Source organism: Enterococcus raffinosus, from assembly GCF_019175485.1.
GTDB lineage: Bacteria > Bacillota > Bacilli > Lactobacillales > Enterococcaceae > Enterococcus_A > Enterococcus_A raffinosus.
In genome coordinates, this window is the sequence record NZ_CP072888.1 from 659735 (window position 1) to 676610 (window position 16876).

The window sequence follows — 16876 nt, forward strand, 5'->3', positions numbered from 1 at the left end:
TTCAATAGAATAATCAAGTCATTCACACGGCTAGGCAGCTCTTCTGTCTAGCCGTGTTGTCGTTCTGGTCTTGTTCATTTGGGTGGTTTTCTTGAAATACTTTCCGCGATACAAAAAGATTCGTTCTCGGTAGTTTTGGAAGTTTCTAAAGCCATAGGCCATTCGTTTTAGTACTTTGATATGGTTGTTCAAACATTCCAGTGGCCCGTTGGAATAGGGAACCCGCAACGCGCGTTTGATTTCTGTTTGGTACTTTTTGAAGGTCGTAATCACTGGTTGGTAGTGTTCTGGTAACTCTTTGTAATTTTCCTTTAAAAGCTTCGTGAAATCAGGAACATCTCGTCTTCTGATAGCGGACAGAAAGTGCTGATAGACTTCGTAGCCTTGCTTTAAGGAGTCATCGTAAGACAACAGGCGATCGACGATTTCTGCTTCCGTTAGATGTGCCCGAAAAGAAGGTCGCCAGTAGCGGTGTCTCCCCTTCAATTCCCACGCATTCTTTTGAAGCAGTTTCCAGTATTTCTTTAAGTGTTTTGAACGAGTATCGCCTTTTTTAAAGGATTTCATTACTTGAATTCGGTGGTTGGTAAAGGCTCGACCAATGTGTTGGCTGATATGAAAGCGATCGGCGACGATTCGGGCATTCGGAAAACAATCTTTCACCAATGTACGATAAGGTGTATAGAAATCTGAAACCACTAGACGTACTTGTTCCCGTACCTTTCTGGGATAACGCAAGAAATAGTCGCGTAAAGGATCAAGTTGACGATTTTCCACAATGTCGATCAGTTGATGGGTTTTGCCATCCATCATGACAAAGCTCATAGCACCCGAGACATTTTTCACTGATTTGAATTCATCAAAACACAACACTTCTGGCAGTGGCTGGTTCAAAGAAATGGTTTTAGGCCGAAGGCTGCGAAGGATCCGAATAACCGTTGTTGGAGAAACGTGTTTCATGCGTGCAATCAAGGACATAGAAAGAGGCTCACTTAATAGTTCGAGAACGGCTTGTTTGACTCTGCGGGCAATGGAGCAGTGACGATCACTAATCGAATCTTCGGCTAAAAAAGTTTTTCCACAGTGTTTACACTTAAAGCGTTGCTTGTTTATCCGCAGAATCGTCTTGTAGTTACTGACGTCATTTAATAGGATAGAGACTTTCTTCCAGCCCCATTTAATGATCGTTTGATCATTTTCATAGCGGCAATGAAAGCATTCCTCTGGTCGATAGGTTAATGTGCCATCAAAAACAAAACAGGTCTCGTCATTGATTCGCTCTTTGCGAAAGGCATTCTCATGAAAGGTAAGATTTAGGTCTAGAATATCTAGTAACTCTTTGGTAAACTCTGAATAGGACATCTTGAAACACTCCTTTGAATGGTTTTCGTCGACTTTATTCTAAAGGATTTCAAGGTGTCTGTTTGCGTTTATTAGAAAAAAAGAAAAAGTGTTGGCAACAGAAGGTGTCACCAACACTAGATATTATAGAGCCAAAAAAAGAAGTTAAATCGAATCATCGATTTAACTTCTTTCTTTATGCAATTAGGGAGTTTATTCTTCCATAAATTGTTTTAACTCTTCTTTAGATAAGTGAGCGTTTAAGGCAATTAACAATTTCAAACGAGCTTTCTGACTATTGATTCCGTTACAGAAAATGACACCATGCTGTGCTAATTCTACACCACCACCGTGATAGTCATAAACGGGTTCTGCAATTCCGTTAAAACATCGAGAAACTAAAACAATAGGCAATCCTTTTTCCAGCAAATGATAGAAGGGTGGTAAAGTTTGCGGTGGCAAGTTACCTGCCCCTAACGCTTCAACTACGAGACCATCGACTGTAATCGCATGATCTAAGATTTTGAAGAAATCCCCCTGCATTCCAGCAAAAACTTTAATGATAGGGATCATGGCATCGAAACTATCAATATCATAACGAGTCGTCTCAGGTAATTCTTGTTTGAAAAGAATTTTTGATTTTGTGACTAAACCGATAGGTCCCAAGGTCGGTGTTCGGAAAGTTGCTACGTTGGTCGTATGGGTTTTCGTTACATAACGAGCACTATGGACCTCATCGTTCATTACAACAAGAACGCCTTTACCAATCGCATTTTCTGAAGCTGCTACACGGAGTGCACACTCAAAATTGTAAAGACCATCGCTGCCCAGTTCATTGATAGAGCGCATTGCTCCGGTTAAAATGATTGGCATCAAATCACCAATCGTCATTTCGAGAAAATAAGCAGTTTCTTCTAGTGTATCTGTTCCATGAGTGATGACGACACTGTCCAGACCTTCTTGTTTTGCTTCCTTGATCCTCTCTTTTAGCTCAAACATTGTTTCAACGGTAATGTGGGGAGAAGGAAGATTTGAGAAATCTTCCACGATTAGTTCGATCCCAGCTGGTAGACGTAGTTCTTGTCCAGCGGCTAATAATGGATTTTTTTTATCTGGCCGCACTGCGCCATCATCATCTTGACTCATTGAGATCGTTCCGCCAGTATGTAAAATTAAAATCCGTTTCATTTTCATTACTCCATTCGTTATTAGCGCATTGTTGCTAATTTTTTGCTATGCTTATTGTATACTATGAAACAAAGGGAGGCTAGGATACTATGATTCGAATTGGATTAACTTCTTTTAATGAACACAGTAGCTTAACTGGGAAAAAAACCTCATCTTTGTATGAATACGCTGGATATCTTCCGTTAGTGGAGTTGGATACAAATTATTATGGGATCACGAAGAAAAGTTCTGTCGAGAATTGGTTGACCCAAGTTCCGTCAGATTTTCGTTTTGTGATCAAGATGTATGCAGGGTTTACAGGTCAGGCTAAATGGCAGGACAGCTACCCTTCTATGTCAGCGATGCAGCAGCATTTTCTAGAAACTATGGAGCCGATGATCGAAAGTGGAAAGTTATTTTGCTTTTTAGCTCAATTTCCGGCACAATTTAAGTGTACAAAAGAAAATGTCGCTTATTTAGAGGTGTTACGAGATTTATTTCCCAAGTTGCCTGTTGCAGTGGAGTTAAGAGATTACAGCTGGTATGGGAAAGAATTTGCAGCGAAAACAAAGCAGTTGATGAAAACTTTAAATTTTAGTCTGGTAATAGTTGATGAACCGCAATTACCAGATACTGTACCATTAGATGCTACAGTAACGAATAAGAATTTCAGTTTGTTTCGTTTCCATGGAAGGAATCAAGCCTACTGGAATGACCGTACCGGTGATTGGCGTAAAAAACGCACACTGTATCGGTACAATGAAGCTGAACTAACGCTTTTAGGGGAAGAAATTAAGCAAGCTGCGAAGCATTCAGCCGACGTGGGAGTTATTTTTAACAATAATTCTGGCGGGGATGCTGCGGACAATGCTCTGCAGCTAAAAAAAATTCTTCAATTGAATTATGAAGGATTGAATCCAAGTCAAATTGACTTATTTTGAATGAGGGAGAGCCATGATAAAAGCAATTTTTTTTGATATAGACGGAACTCTTATTACGAGTGATTCAAAAGTGCTTGAGAGCACCCGTGAAGCGATTCGCTTAGCTCAAAATCAAGGGATTCTTTGTGGAATTGCTACTGGACGTGGACCAGTAAAAATTGAAGAACGAATTGAGTGCCTGCCTTTAGATGTGTATGTGATGTACAATGGACAGTTAGTATACACGAATGAAAAGGATATCTACCTTCGCCCGTTTTCTAATGAGGTATTGCAACAGATCGTAGACTTTGCTGATGATGAGCATCGTCAAATTATTTTTGGGGGACGCTACCGGGTAGATGGCAGCCATTTGATGAAATGGTCACAAAAATCATTGCTAAAAAAAATTGCTGGTTGGATGCCTAAATGGTTTCCTGTAAGGTCAACTCGAAGATTATTGCAATCGTTCAGTCCAAATCGAGAAAAAGGCAGGTATAAAAAGTTATCCATTTTGCAAGAACCGATTTATCAATGTGTTCTTTTTAGTGCAGAAACTGAAGCACAGCGTCTGGAAGAACGATTACCGAATTGTTCTTTTCAACGTTCCAATCCATATTCCGTAGATATCGTACCTAAAAATGGGTCGAAGTATCATGGAATTTTGGAATTTATAAAAGCAGTAGGAATTAAACCAGAAGAAGTGATGGCCTTTGGGGATCACTATAACGATATTGAGATGATTCAAAAAGTAGGGATTGGCGTCGCTATGGGTAATGGTCTATCAGAGGTTAAAGCGCAAGCGGATTATGTTACTGCGACAAATGAGCAGGATGGAATTTATCAAGCATTAAAACATTTTGAGATTATTTGACTGAAGAGAAATTAGCGACTTTATTAGATAATAGTATAGTGATAGGAGTATTAACAGATGAATGAACCATATCAAATGGCGCGCGAGTTCCATTCAACCTTTGCGCCGTTACCACCAAGCAAACCGAAAGCTTTCACTAAAGAACGAGGAAGTTTTCGGGCAGGATTTAAGGTTGAAGAAATTGTTGAATTCTTATATGGTGTGTCAAAAGGTGACGAAGAAGAATTTAATGAGTTAGTTAAGGAACTTCATGAAAGTGTCGATCAAGCAAAAGAGAAAGTTTTGCGAAAATCGGAACCAGTAGATGATCCATTGATTGTGGAAGTCGATGCTTTAACTGATTTACTTTATTTTACATATGGTTCATTTGCTTTGATCGGGGTCGACCCGAAGCCAATTTTTGAGATTGTTCACCAAGCGAATATGGGAAAGCTTTTTCCAGATGGGAAACCCAGATATCATCCAATAACTAACAAGGTGATGAAGCCAGAAGATTGGCAAGAAAAATATGCTCCAGAACCACTAATAAAAATTGAATTAGAAAGACAAAAAGGAAAAGCCGAATAAGGGCCTTTCCTTTTTAGCTTTTGCTTTGTAAAAAAGCGTACGTTCTAAATTTTAATCAAAAAATGTGTAATAGAGTGATCGAACAGCTAACCGCTCTTGTTCACTGCGGATTGCAAAGATAATACTACGCTCATCGGCTCCCTGAGAAATCATTCGCAGGTTAACATTTTTTCGTGCTAAAGCAGCAGTACTATCAGAAGTAGTACCAGGACGCTCACGCATTCCTTCGCCAACTAGAGCTACAACAGATAGACCATGTTCGATTGATAATTGATCAGGCTTAATTTTTTCTTCAATCTGCTTCATTAATTCGGCCTCAATATCACGAGTTAATTGACGCTCTCTTAAAATGATTGAAATATCATCAATTCCTGAAGGCATGTGTTCAAAGCCGATACCTAGATCCTCAAGAATTTGCAGGATGCGCCGAACGATACCGACTTCACGGTTCAATAAATATTTCCCAATTGTGATGCCGCAAAATCCACCATCACTGGCAACACCGACAACTTCATTACGATTTTCATCATCGAATGATTTTTTGATTAGGGTTCCTTGACAATCCGGATTATTGGTATTTTTGATAATCACAGGTATTTGTGCTTTAAAGGCGGGCATCAACGCCTCATCATGAAAAACAGTAAAGCCTGCGTAGGTCAATTCACGAATCTCACGATAGGTAGCATATTCGATTAATTCTGGATCATGAATATATTTAGGACTCGCAGCAAAAATCCCATCTACATCTGTGAAGTTTTCATATAGGTCCACTTTTAAACCTGCAGCAACAATAGATCCAGTTATGTCTGAACCACCACGTGAAAATGTACAAAGATGCCCATCCTTAGTGTAGCCAAAGAAGCCAGGAATAATTAAAATATTTTCCGAGTCACGCCACTGATAAATTTTTTCATAAGATTCCTCTAAAATCCGCGCGTTTTGTGGCTCATCGGAGACGAGAATTCCCAGTTCTTTGGGATTTATATAGCGAGCATTGACACCTTTTTTTTGAAAGCAAGCGGCAACGAGCTGTGCATTTAAATTTTCTCCACTAGCCAAAAAGCTATCTAGAGCATAAATGTTTTTTTCATCGTAATTATCTTGAAGTTGTTTCAGTTCAGTACTGAATTTTTTTTCAATATCTTCATCAACTTGAAATTCTGCAGCAATTTCAGTGTAACGTGCAACAATTTCACAGATTATTTCTTCTGTATCATGTTTGTACACGACAGCATTATAAAATTGAATCAATAAGTCGGTGACCTTTTTGTCTTTATTGGTTCTCTTTCCTGGAGCAGAAACCACGACGAAACGACGGCTTGAGTCGTCAGTAACAATCGTTAAGACTTTTTTTAGTTGTTCAGCTGAAGCTACAGAGCTTCCGCCAAATTTAATAACTTTCACTTTAATCACCTCTTATTTTAATGTGGCTTTAATATTATCTGAAAAGCTATACAATTTCAAGGGGATTTAGCGCTTTAGCGATCAGATTTTTTTATAAAATTACACTTTTCTTAAATTTATTGTAATTGAAGCAGCTTTCAAAAAATGCTAGTATGAGGAGTGACTGTGCGATAAACATTTCGAAAGGATTTCGAAACTAGCTAGTGAAGAGAAAAGTCTTTTGTGTTATAATCTACGTTAGATGTTTTCGCCAAAAACAGAGAAATATGAACCATTAAATAAACTGAATCTTGATAGTTGAAAGGAAAATCATACATGGGAAGTAATGTAATCATAGGGATCGTTATCGGCTTAGTCATTTTGGCTGCCGTTTTATACTTGATTGGTTATCTGATGAAGAAAAAGAATCAAGAACGCTTAAAAGAACTTGATAAAAGGAAAGAAGCGTTATTCGATCTTCCTGTCGTGGAAGAAGTCGATGAAGTGAAGAAAATGCACCTTGTCGGTCAGAGTCAGAATACTTTCCGTGAATGGAACCAGAAATGGACGGATGTTTCAACCAAGTCTTTTGCTGAACTAGAAAGTCAAATTTTTGAAGTTGAAAGTCAAAATGAGACCTTCCGTTTTATGAAGGGCAAATCAGCGATTGAAAGTGCTGAACGAACGATGACAGAGATGGAAGAAGAAGTTGAAGGCATTCGTACTGGGCTAAAGGAACTGCGTGAGACGGAAGAACGGAATTCGTTGGCGGTGCAGCAAGCGTTAGATGTTTTCGAAGAATTAAAAAAGGATCTGAAGGAGAAAAAAGATAACTTCGGACCTGCTTTGCCTGAAATTCAAAAACAAGTAAAGAATGTTGAGATTGAGTTTACACAGTTTGTTACCTTAAATACATCTGGGGATCCGATTGAGGCACGTGAAGTATTGGATGATGCTGAAAAGCATACCTATGAAGTGCAAGCAACGATGCAAAAGGTTCCAACAATCTATGAAGATTTAGAAAAAACATTCCCAAGTCAAATAGATGAGTTAGAGAAAACATACAAAAAAATGATGACCGATCATTTTGTCTTACCAGAAGATGATTTTGAAGAACGTTTGGAAAAAGTTAAAAAGCATGTAGAACGTTCTTTAGAAGATTTAGAGAAAATCGAATTGAGTACTGTAGAAACTGCTAATAAAGAAACTGCTGAGTTAATTGATGATCTTTATGCAGTGTTGGAAAAAGAGTTTGAAGCAAAAAAATATGTGTTGACTAACCGTAAGACAATTGGCGAGTATATCTCACATGCCTCTCGGAATAATCATCAGTTAATGGTTGAGTTGGATCATACTTCTCAAAGTTATGCATTAAATAATAATGAATTAGGTCGTGCTCGCGGATTCCAAACGGAAATTGAAGAACTGGAACGCCGCAATCGCAATATGGAACCACAAATCGATAAACACGAATTGCCATATTCAGAGGTTCAAGTCTTCTATAAAGACGCGTTTAAAGTTCTAGACGATATTGAAACAAAACAAGTTGAAATTGATGAGGATCTGCATGATTTACGTAAAGGTGAAAAAGAAGCTTCTGAAAAAATCGAGAAATATGAATTTCGTTTACGTAATTTGAAACGTTACGTAGAACAGCAACGCTTACCCGGATTACCAGGAGATTATTTAGAATTCTTTTTTGTTGCGACAGATCGTGTGGAAGAATTAAGTAAATCATTAAACAAAATTCGTATTAACATGCAAGACATCAATAAATTAGTTAGTCTTTGTGATGAAGACATGGAAATGTTAGATCAAAAAACGTATGATTTGGTTGATGCTGCTGCATTGACAGAACAAATGATGCAATATGCAAATCGTTATCGTCATACGCATCCTGAAATTAAGAGTGCAATTGAAAATAGTTTGGAGCTTTTTAATAAAGAATATCGTTATCAAGATGCATTAGATGAGATTGGTACAGCACTTGAACGAGTGGAGCCAGGAGCCTTCAAACGGATCGAAGATTTCTATTTTAATAATCGAGATTTAGTATAAGCTGAGCGAATGCTCAGCTTTTTTTGTTTCAGCGACTTATATAGGCTTGAGGAAGCTCTAAGAGATTATGAAACTCTTTGTATTTGTAAGGAATACTTGAAGACTTGTATCATTCTCGCTATAATAGGAAAGAATTTTTGAAGGAAGGTTAGACAATGATTTATTTTGATAATAGTGCAACAACAGCAATTTATCCGTTAGCACTTGATACATATGTAAAGACGAGTCAACGCATTATGGGAAATCCCTCGAGTCTTCATGACTTGGGTACACAGGCTAGTCGTCTGTTACAGCAGGCCCGCAAACAAATTGCAGAGCTTTTAACTGTTCAGTCCAATGAAATATTTTTTACGAGTGGTGGTACTGAGGGTGACAATTGGGTATTAAAAGGTACAGCAATCGCGAAACGTGATTATGGAAATCATATTATTATTTCTAGTGTAGAACACCCAGCGATTAGTCGAACTGCGGCACAGTTAAGTGAACTTGGGTATGAAGTAAGTATCGCTCCTGTTGACGAGAAGGGCTTTGTAATAGTAGACAAACTTAAAGAATTGATTCGCCCAGAAACAATTTTAGTTTCAGTTATGGGTGTAAATAATGAGATAGGAGCAATTCAACCCATTGAGGAAATTAGCAAGGTATTAGAGAGTTACCCGAAGATTCACTTTCATGTGGATGCTGTACAGGCTATTGGTAAAGTTGATCAAGCTAAATGGCTAACGTCTAGAGTTGATTTTGCAACTTTCTCTGCGCATAAATTTCACGGACCGCGTGGTGTTGGATTTATTTATTGGAAAACAGGAAAAAAATTAGCACCATTACTAAATGGTGGTGGTCAGGAAAGTGGGCAACGAGCCACAACGGAAAATCTTCCAGCGATTGTTGCAATGAGTCGTGCTTTGCGAATGCACCTTGAGAAAAAAGAAGAAAGACCGAATCATACCGCAGTTATTCGTCAATATTTAAAAGAGGCCTTGTCCGGCTATGACAAGGTAGCAATTTTTTCAGGTGATGATAATTTTGCTCCTCACATCTTGACGTTCGGAATAAAAGGCATTCGTGGTGAGGTTTTGGTACATGCTCTAGAAGAAAAAAAATTTTTTGTCTCGACGACCAGTGCTTGTTCTAGCCGAAAAAAAGTTGATAGCTCTACGTTACATGCAATGAATATTCCACACGATATTGCGACAACAGCTGTACGTGTGAGTTTAGATGAAGCTAATACCATGGCAGAAGCAGAACAATTTATGATAGTGTTCAATCATTTATACAACAGATTTTCAAAGATTAACTAAAAAAAATGATACTTAAAGAGTAAGTAATAAGGAGAATGATCGTGCAATATACTGAAATTATGGTTCGCTATGGGGAACTTTCGACAAAAGGAAAGAATCGGCGTAGTTTTATTATGCGATTAGCACAAAATGTACGTGGAGCATTAGTTGAGTTTCCAGAGCTAAAAATCCATGCTGATCATGATCGCATGCATATTTTGTTAAATGGCGAAGACAGCCGACTAGTTTTGCCAAAGTTGGAAAAGGTCTTTGGAATTCAAACATTTTCACCTAGTATCCGGGTTGAAAAAAATTTAGACGATTTAAAGCAAATGACACAAAAAATTATGAAAGAACTTTACACTGGAAAAGAAACGTTTAAAATTACAGCAAAACGCAGCGACCATAACTTCGAGTTAGACAGTCACGGCTTACAGCAATTTTTAGGAAATGCGGTAATGGATGTTTTTCCAGAAATAAAAGCTCAGATGAAGCGCCCAGATATCAATTTGAGGGTAGAAATCCGACGTGATGGAGCTTACCTTTCGTATGAAACGATTAAAGGAGCAGGTGGACTACCAGTAGGTACTAGCGGCCGAGGGATGTTAATGCTTTCTGGTGGAATTGATTCTCCAGTGGCTGGCTACTTGGCAATGAAGCGTGGTGTTGAGATTGAAGCTGTACACTTCGCAAGTCCACCGTATACAAGCGAACAAGCTTTGCAAAAGGCAAAAGATTTAACAGAGAAGCTGACACCTTATGTAGGGGCAATCCAATTTATCGAAGTACCGTTCACTGAAATTCAAGAGGAAATCAAAAGGCATAGCCCGCAAGGATATTGGATGACGCTAACGAGACGAATGATGCTGCGTTTGACCGATGCGATTCGTGAAATGCGTCATGGGTTAGTTATTGTGAATGGTGAATCGTTGGGACAAGTTGCTTCACAAACATTACACAGCATGGTGGCTATTAATGAAGTCACAGCAACTCCTATTATTCGACCAGTTGTAACGATGGATAAGACTGAAATTATAGAACTAGCCGAAAAAATTGATACCTTTGAATTAGCAATTCAACCTTTTGAAGACTGCTGTACGATTTTTGCGCCGCCACAACCAAAAACACGCCCTAAATTGGATAAAGTTTTAGAACTAGAAGAACGTTTTGACATTGAAGGATTAATGTCTCGCTGTTTAGCAGGTTTAAAGATCGAAGAAATTACTCCTAGTCAATCAGAAAAAGTCGAAGAATTTGCGGACTTTTTATAATATTCTTGAGCAAGAAAAGACACTTTCTTGCTCTTTTTTTGTCAAAAGATTGTTATTGGTTTTTCTACATGTTAAAATTGTTTATGTGAAGTATTTAACAAACGTATTGAGTATAGATAATAGAGTTTCGCAAAGAAGCGAATTCGAAGATATTTGTAAGATAATCTATTTTTGACAAACAAGGAGAACGACCATGGAGCGCATCATTCAAAAACCACAACTATCGAAAGCAACAACCAAAAGACTGTCTTTGTATTTACGTTGTTTAAAAGGATTAGAAAAAAACGGCGTTACTCGCATAAAATCTTCTGAGCTAAGTAAAATGACTCAGGTTGGTTCTGCGACGATTCGTCGAGATTTTTCACATTTTGGTGAACTAGGTAGAAGCGGCTACGGCTACGATGTCAGCGATTTAATCAAAGTTTTTAGCGACATGCTTGAAACAAAGGAAGAAAAGCGGATTGCTTTGATTGGCTGTGGAAATTTAGGGCAGGCTCTCTTAAATAATAATTTTCGTCGAAATGAAAACTTGAATATTGTTTGTGCTTTTGACAATGATCCAGAAAAAGTTGGAAAAGAAATCTGTGGATATCGAGTGTATTCAATTGATGGGATGAACGATGTCTTAGCGGAGGAAAAAATTACAGTGGCTATTTCGACTGTACCAAGTCAAAATGCACAAGGAGCAATTGATCGGGTAGTTGCTAATGGCATCACGGCTATTTTGAATTTTGCACCAGACCCGCTGAAGGTCCCTGATAATGTCCATGTTCATTATATTGACTTGACTTCTGAATTGCAGACATTGATCTATTTTGATGGACAGTAGGGCTTTACAAGTTTCAGACTTCATTGTAGAATGAGTCAGACGATGATCAAGAGGAGTACATGAATATCAAAGATTTAGAGAGAAGATGCTAGGCTGAAACATTTTCACTTTGATTCATGGAAGGTAGCTTGGGAGTTTTGCGATCTGAAACGAGTAAGAACGCACGGCACATGACCGTTAAGACATGAATGAGCGGCAGATTTTTTCTGCAATTTAGGTGGTACCGCGTAATTTACGTCCTAGAACACAATCGTGTTCTAGGACGTTTTTCGTTAATAAAGCAGTAAAGAATAATTTTAGCATGTACTGTATATAAGTTAACGATAACATTTTTTTAATCATTAATTTAGGAGGATCATATATGACTGAAAATTTACCAACAAAATTCAATCCGCAAGAAGTTGAAGCTGGTCGGTATCAAAAATGGTTGGATCAAGATTTATTTAAACCCTCGGAAGATAAGCAAGCAAAACCGTACTCTATTGTAATCCCACCACCAAATGTAACGGGAAAGTTGCATTTAGGCCACGCTTGGGATACAACTTTGCAAGACATGATTATTCGCCAAAAACGTATGCAAGGGTTTGATACTTTGTGGTTACCGGGAATGGATCACGCAGGTATAGCTACCCAAGCAAAAGTTGAAGAGAAATTAAGAGAACAAGGAATTTCTCGCTATGATCTCGGACGTGAAAAATTCGTTGATCAAGTGTGGGAATGGAAAGAGGAGTATGCTGGACATATTCGCGAACAATGGGCGAAGTTAGGCTTATCACTAGATTATAGTCGTGAGCGATTTACACTTGATGATGGTTTGTCGGAAGCAGTTCGCAAAGTATTTGTTTCCTTATACGAGAAAGGATTAATCTATCGTGGCGAATATATCATCAACTGGGATCCGCAAGCTAAAACGGCGTTATCCGATATTGAGGTAATTCATAAAGATTTAGAGGGCGCTTTTTACCATGTCTCTTATCCATTAGTTGACGGCAGCGGTGTATTAGAAATTGCAACGACACGTCCTGAAACAATGCTAGGAGATACAGCGATTGCCGTTCACCCTGAGGACGAACGCTACCAAGATTTAATCGGAAAAATGGTGATTCTGCCATTAGTTGATAAAGAAATTCCAATCATTGCAGACAGCTATGTAGATCGCGAGTTTGGGACAGGAGCTGTTAAAATCACACCGGCTCATGACCCTAATGACTTTGAAGTTGGAAATCGTCATGATTTGCCACGAGTGAATGTAATGAATGCAGATGGTAGTATGAATGAACTTGCTGGGAAATATGCTGGAATGGACCGATTCGAAGCTCGTAAAGCCATCGTTGCTGATCTTAAAGAAATTGGTCGTTTGATCAAAGTTGAAAAGATGGTTCACAGCGTAGGGCATTCGGAAAGAACCGGCGTTGTAGTAGAACCTCGTTTGTCTACTCAATGGTTTGTCAAGATGGGGCCATTAGCGGATCAAGCAGTCAAAAATCAAAGTACAGACAATGCAGTCGAATTCTTCCCACCACGTTTTAATAATACGTTTATGACTTGGATGGAAAATGTTCATGACTGGGTTATTTCTCGTCAATTATGGTGGGGACATCGTATTCCAGCATGGTATCATAAAGAAACAGGTGAAATGTACGTTGGAATGGAAGCACCTGCGGATAGTGAAAATTGGGAACAAGATCCAGATGTATTAGACACTTGGTTTAGTTCAGCATTATGGCCGTTTTCTACGATGGGCTGGCCAGATGAAGATAGTGAAGATTATAAACGCTATTTCCCAACAAGTACATTAGTTACTGGCTATGATATTATTTTCTTCTGGGTTAGTCGGATGATTTTCCAAAGCTTAGAGTTTACCGATGAGCGTCCATTTAAAAATGTTCTCATTCATGGATTGATCCGAGATGAGCAAGGGCGCAAGATGAGTAAATCATTGGGGAATGGAATTGACCCAATGGATGTCATTGAAAAATATGGAGCAGATGCTTTACGTTGGTTCCTTTCAACAGGTTCGGCACCAGGACAAGATGTTCGGTTCAGTTATGAAAAAATGGATGCCGCTTGGAATTTCATCAATAAAATTTGGAATGCTTCTCGTTTTGTAATTATGAATGTTGAAGACTTTACTGCAGAGAATGTTGATTTAACTGGAGAAAAAACAGTTGCAGATCGTTGGATTCTAACGCGTCTGAATGAAACGATTGAAAAAGTAACGAGCTTATTTGATCAATTTGAATTTGGTGAAGCGGGACGTCAGCTCTATAATTTTATGTGGGATGATTTTTGTGACTGGTATATCGAAATGAGTAAAGAAATACTTTATGGAGAAAATGAAGATGCAAAACAAACGACGAAGAGCATCTTAGTTTACGTGTTAGATCAAACCCTACGATTGTTACATCCAATTATGCCGTTTGTGACAGAAGAGATATGGGCGAAGATTCCTCACGTGGGTGAATCACTAGTCGTTGCCGAGTATCCAGTTGTTCATCCAGAGAACAACGATGAAACTGCCGCAAAAGGTATGGAAGTTTTAAAAGAGTTGATTCGTTCTGTTCGAAATATTCGTGCTGAAGTGAATACTCCTCTTTCAAAACCGATTACTTTATTAATTAAAACAAACGATCCGAAAGTAGATAAATTCTTGATTGAAAACACCAGCTATATCGAACGCTTCTGTAACCCAGAAGAATTAGTTATCGCGAGCGATATTATTGCTCCAGACTTAGCAGTGTCAGCCGTGCTAACAGGTGCAGAGATTTATCTTCCTTTAGCTGGTTTGATAAATATCGACGAAGAAATCAAACGATTAGAAAAAGAATTAGCAAAATGGAATGGCGAGGTAAAACGCGTTCAAGGGAAATTAGCAAACGAACGATTTGTTTCCAATGCCCCTGAAAATGTTGTAGCAGAGGAACGTGCGAAGGAAAAAGACTATTTGGAAAAGCAAGCAGCAGTGCAAGAGCGTATCGAAAGCTTACGAACAATTTCGTAAAATAGTATCTCGGATTAATGGAGATGGTCAGAAGATGACCGTCTCCATTTTTCTATTTGTTAGTAAAAGTAAAGGTAAAAAATTCTTTTAAGTGAATTCACCTATGCAAAAACAATCTTTCTTTGAAAAACTTTGCTATACTGAAAGCATGAAAAAAATGATATAAAATGAGGCGAATAATTTTGACGATAGAAGAAGCGATTGCTTGGATTCATAGTCGAAAAAAATTTGGGTCGCGCCCAGGTTTAGATCGTATCCAAGCCTTATTAAATAGAGTAGGTAATCCTGAGAAAAAAGTACCAGTGATTCATGTAGCGGGAACAAACGGAAAAGGATCAACAGTGGCTTATTTACGCAGTATCCTGATTGAAGCAGGTGTAACAGTAGGAAGCTTTACCTCACCCTACATTGAAGAATTTAATGAACGAATTGCTATTGACGCAAAACCAATTCTTGACTCAGCTTTGATCCATTATGTCCAAAAATATCAATCAATCGTTGCGGAGCTTGATAAGGAACCCTCGATTAGTGGTATTACAGAATTTGAGATTTTAACAGCCATTATGTTGGATTATTTTGCAGACGAGAAGATCGATGTTGCCATTGTCGAAGTTGGCTTAGGTGGGTTACTTGATTCGACTAACGTAGTAGAACCGATTTTAACAGCCATTACTACGATCGGTTACGATCATATGGAAATTCTAGGAGATACATTAAATGAAATTGCGCAACAGAAGGCAGGAATCATTAAAAAAAATGTACCAATAGTAACTGGGAAAATTACAAAAGGTCCGTTGATCGAGATTGTGGAAAAAGCTGCAGCTGAAACTGCAAAAGTTTATCGTTTTGGAGAAGAGTATCAGGTGGATTATTTACGTCCGGATACCATTTGGGGGGAACTATTTAATTTTACAGATCATGCAGGAAAACTTTCTTCTCTCAAGGTGCCATTATTAGGACGACATCAAGTTGAAAATGCAGGCGTTGCAATTGAACTGTTCCATCTCTATTGCGAACAACAAGGATTACCGTTTGAAGAAAGAATTATTCAACGAGGATTATCGAAAGCACAATGGCCTGCGAGAATGGAAAAAATCAGTGATGAGCCACTAATTGTTATGGATGGTGCCCATAATGGACATGCCATCAAACGTCTAGTTGAAAACGTAAAAAGAGAATTTCGTGACTACAATATAAAAATTCTTTTTTCGGCATTAGAGACGAAAGACATCGATCAAATGCTAGCACTGCTATCAGAGATTCCAAATGTTCAAATTTATTTAACAACGTTTGAATATCCAAACGCATTAGATCTTAGCCGCTTTGATAAAGCAGATAGCCGTTTTGAAGTAGTTTCTTTATGGCAATTCGGGTTAGGAGAATTACTGGAAGATATGGGATCGGATGATTTATTATTAATTACGGGCTCACTGTACTTTGTTTCCGAAGTACGTCAATTATTACTAAATTTAGGAGGTACGAATGAAAAAAGTTAAGGGAATTATTTTCGATATGGATGGTTTGTTGTTTGATACAGAATCGATTTATTGTGAGGCAAATTTAGTGGTCGCTGAAAAATATGGCATTCCTTTCACTAAAGAGACCTATGCACGCTTCATTGGCATTTCTGATGAAGAAGTATGGGCGGAGTTGCACAAAATGTATGCGGATCATGGAGAAGCGACTGTACAAAAGTTTATCGATGAGAGTTGGGGAATGGCACATGACCGTTTCAAAACAGGCGAGGTTGATCTGAAACCGGGTGTCCATGAATTACTGACCTATTTGGAAAAAAAAGGAATTCCACGAGTAGTAGCTTCAAGTAATGTACGCCCAGTGATTGAAATTCTATTAGAACATGCAGGTATTCGAGAGAAATTTTCTGATATCATTTCGGCAGAGGATGTGAAATGGGCAAAACCAGATCCAGAGATTTTTGTGATTGCAGCTGATCGATTAGGAATTGATGGTGCAGACGGATTAGTCTTAGAGGATTCAAAAAATGGTATCTTAGCAGCAGAAGGAGCCGGTATCCCAGTCGTTATGGTACCTGATATAGTACCGCCAACGGATAAACTGAAAGAGAAAACGGCAGCAGTTTTTCCAACGCTGCATGATGTGATTGATTTTTTAGAGGATTAATTAATGCTCCTTTGCGTACTTTAGTGAAAAGTACTCAAAGGAGTTTTTT

Annotated in this window: 13 protein-coding genes and 1 other annotated feature; of the genes, 10 read left to right on the plus strand and 3 right to left on the minus strand. The window is 38.4% G+C overall.

Annotated features, from left to right (window positions below; genetic code table 11):
• Window positions 1-30: 30 nt before the first annotated feature.
• Both J9537_RS03235 and J9537_RS03240 read right to left on the minus strand, forming a co-directional pair.
• Window positions 31-1362: an ISL3 family transposase gene (locus J9537_RS03235; RefSeq protein ID WP_016250130.1), complete on the minus strand. Its 1332-nt coding sequence runs from the start codon at window positions 1360-1362 to the stop codon at window positions 31-33.
• A gap of 192 nt (window positions 1363-1554) precedes the next feature.
• Window positions 1555-2529: an asparaginase gene (locus tag J9537_RS03240; protein ID WP_218256731.1), complete on the minus strand. Its 975-nt coding sequence runs from the start codon at window positions 2527-2529 to the stop codon at window positions 1555-1557.
• Window positions 2530-2618: 89 nt separating this feature from the next.
• On the opposite strand from J9537_RS03240, the gene J9537_RS03245 reads away from it, so the two are divergent.
• Genes J9537_RS03245 through J9537_RS03255 form a run of 3 tightly spaced genes read left to right on the plus strand, consistent with a single transcriptional unit; the run spans window position 2619 to window position 4866 of the window.
• Complete coding sequence (locus tag J9537_RS03245) at window positions 2619-3449, plus strand: DUF72 domain-containing protein (RefSeq protein ID WP_218256732.1); 831 nt, start codon at window positions 2619-2621, stop codon at window positions 3447-3449.
• Window positions 3450-3462: 13 nt separating this feature from the next.
• Window positions 3463-4299 carry a Cof-type HAD-IIB family hydrolase gene (locus J9537_RS03250; RefSeq protein ID WP_218256733.1) on the plus strand — a complete coding sequence of 279 codons (837 nt, stop codon included), beginning with the start codon at window positions 3463-3465 and terminating at the stop codon, window positions 4297-4299.
• 57 nt (window positions 4300-4356) lie between these two features.
• On the plus strand, window positions 4357-4866 hold the full coding sequence (locus tag J9537_RS03255) for a pyrophosphohydrolase domain-containing protein (RefSeq protein ID WP_218256734.1): 510 nt from the start codon (window positions 4357-4359) through the stop codon (window positions 4864-4866).
• Between the two features lie 51 nt (window positions 4867-4917).
• On the opposite strand, the gene J9537_RS03260 is transcribed toward J9537_RS03255, so the two are convergent.
• Window positions 4918-6270: an aspartate kinase gene (locus J9537_RS03260; RefSeq protein ID WP_218256735.1), complete on the minus strand. Its 1353-nt coding sequence runs from the start codon at window positions 6268-6270 to the stop codon at window positions 4918-4920.
• A gap of 315 nt (window positions 6271-6585) precedes the next feature.
• On the opposite strand from J9537_RS03260, the gene J9537_RS03265 reads away from it, so the two are divergent.
• From J9537_RS03265 to J9537_RS03295, 7 genes are all read left to right on the plus strand, one after another.
• Window positions 6586-8307 carry a septation ring formation regulator EzrA gene (locus tag J9537_RS03265; RefSeq protein WP_010746776.1) on the plus strand — a complete coding sequence of 574 codons (1722 nt, stop codon included), beginning with the start codon at window positions 6586-6588 and terminating at the stop codon, window positions 8305-8307.
• A 155-nt stretch (window positions 8308-8462) separates the two neighbouring features.
• Complete coding sequence (locus tag J9537_RS03270; RefSeq protein ID WP_218256736.1) at window positions 8463-9605, plus strand: cysteine desulfurase family protein; 1143 nt, start codon at window positions 8463-8465, stop codon at window positions 9603-9605.
• A 41-nt stretch (window positions 9606-9646) separates the two neighbouring features.
• Window positions 9647-10855 (plus strand): tRNA uracil 4-sulfurtransferase ThiI, encoded by a 1209-nt coding sequence (gene thiI / locus J9537_RS03275; RefSeq protein WP_218256737.1) that lies wholly within the window; start codon window positions 9647-9649, stop codon window positions 10853-10855.
• A 193-nt stretch (window positions 10856-11048) separates the two neighbouring features.
• A complete protein-coding gene (locus J9537_RS03280; protein ID WP_218256738.1) occupies window positions 11049-11684 on the plus strand; it encodes a redox-sensing transcriptional repressor Rex in 636 nt (211 codons plus the stop codon).
• 33 nt (window positions 11685-11717) lie between these two features.
• Window positions 11718-11929 (plus strand) — a binding site (T-box leader).
• Window positions 11930-12045: 116 nt separating this feature from the next.
• A complete protein-coding gene (locus J9537_RS03285) occupies window positions 12046-14685 on the plus strand; it encodes a valine--tRNA ligase (protein ID WP_218256739.1) in 2640 nt (879 codons plus the stop codon).
• Window positions 14686-14852: 167 nt separating this feature from the next.
• On the plus strand, window positions 14853-16181 hold the full coding sequence (locus J9537_RS03290) for a bifunctional folylpolyglutamate synthase/dihydrofolate synthase (RefSeq protein WP_218256740.1): 1329 nt from the start codon (window positions 14853-14855) through the stop codon (window positions 16179-16181).
• Window positions 16168-16827 (plus strand): HAD family hydrolase, encoded by a 660-nt coding sequence (locus tag J9537_RS03295; RefSeq protein ID WP_010746770.1) that lies wholly within the window; start codon window positions 16168-16170, stop codon window positions 16825-16827. The genes J9537_RS03290 and J9537_RS03295 overlap by 14 nt, the downstream gene beginning before the upstream one ends.
• The last annotated feature ends 49 nt before the right edge of the window (window positions 16828-16876 follow it).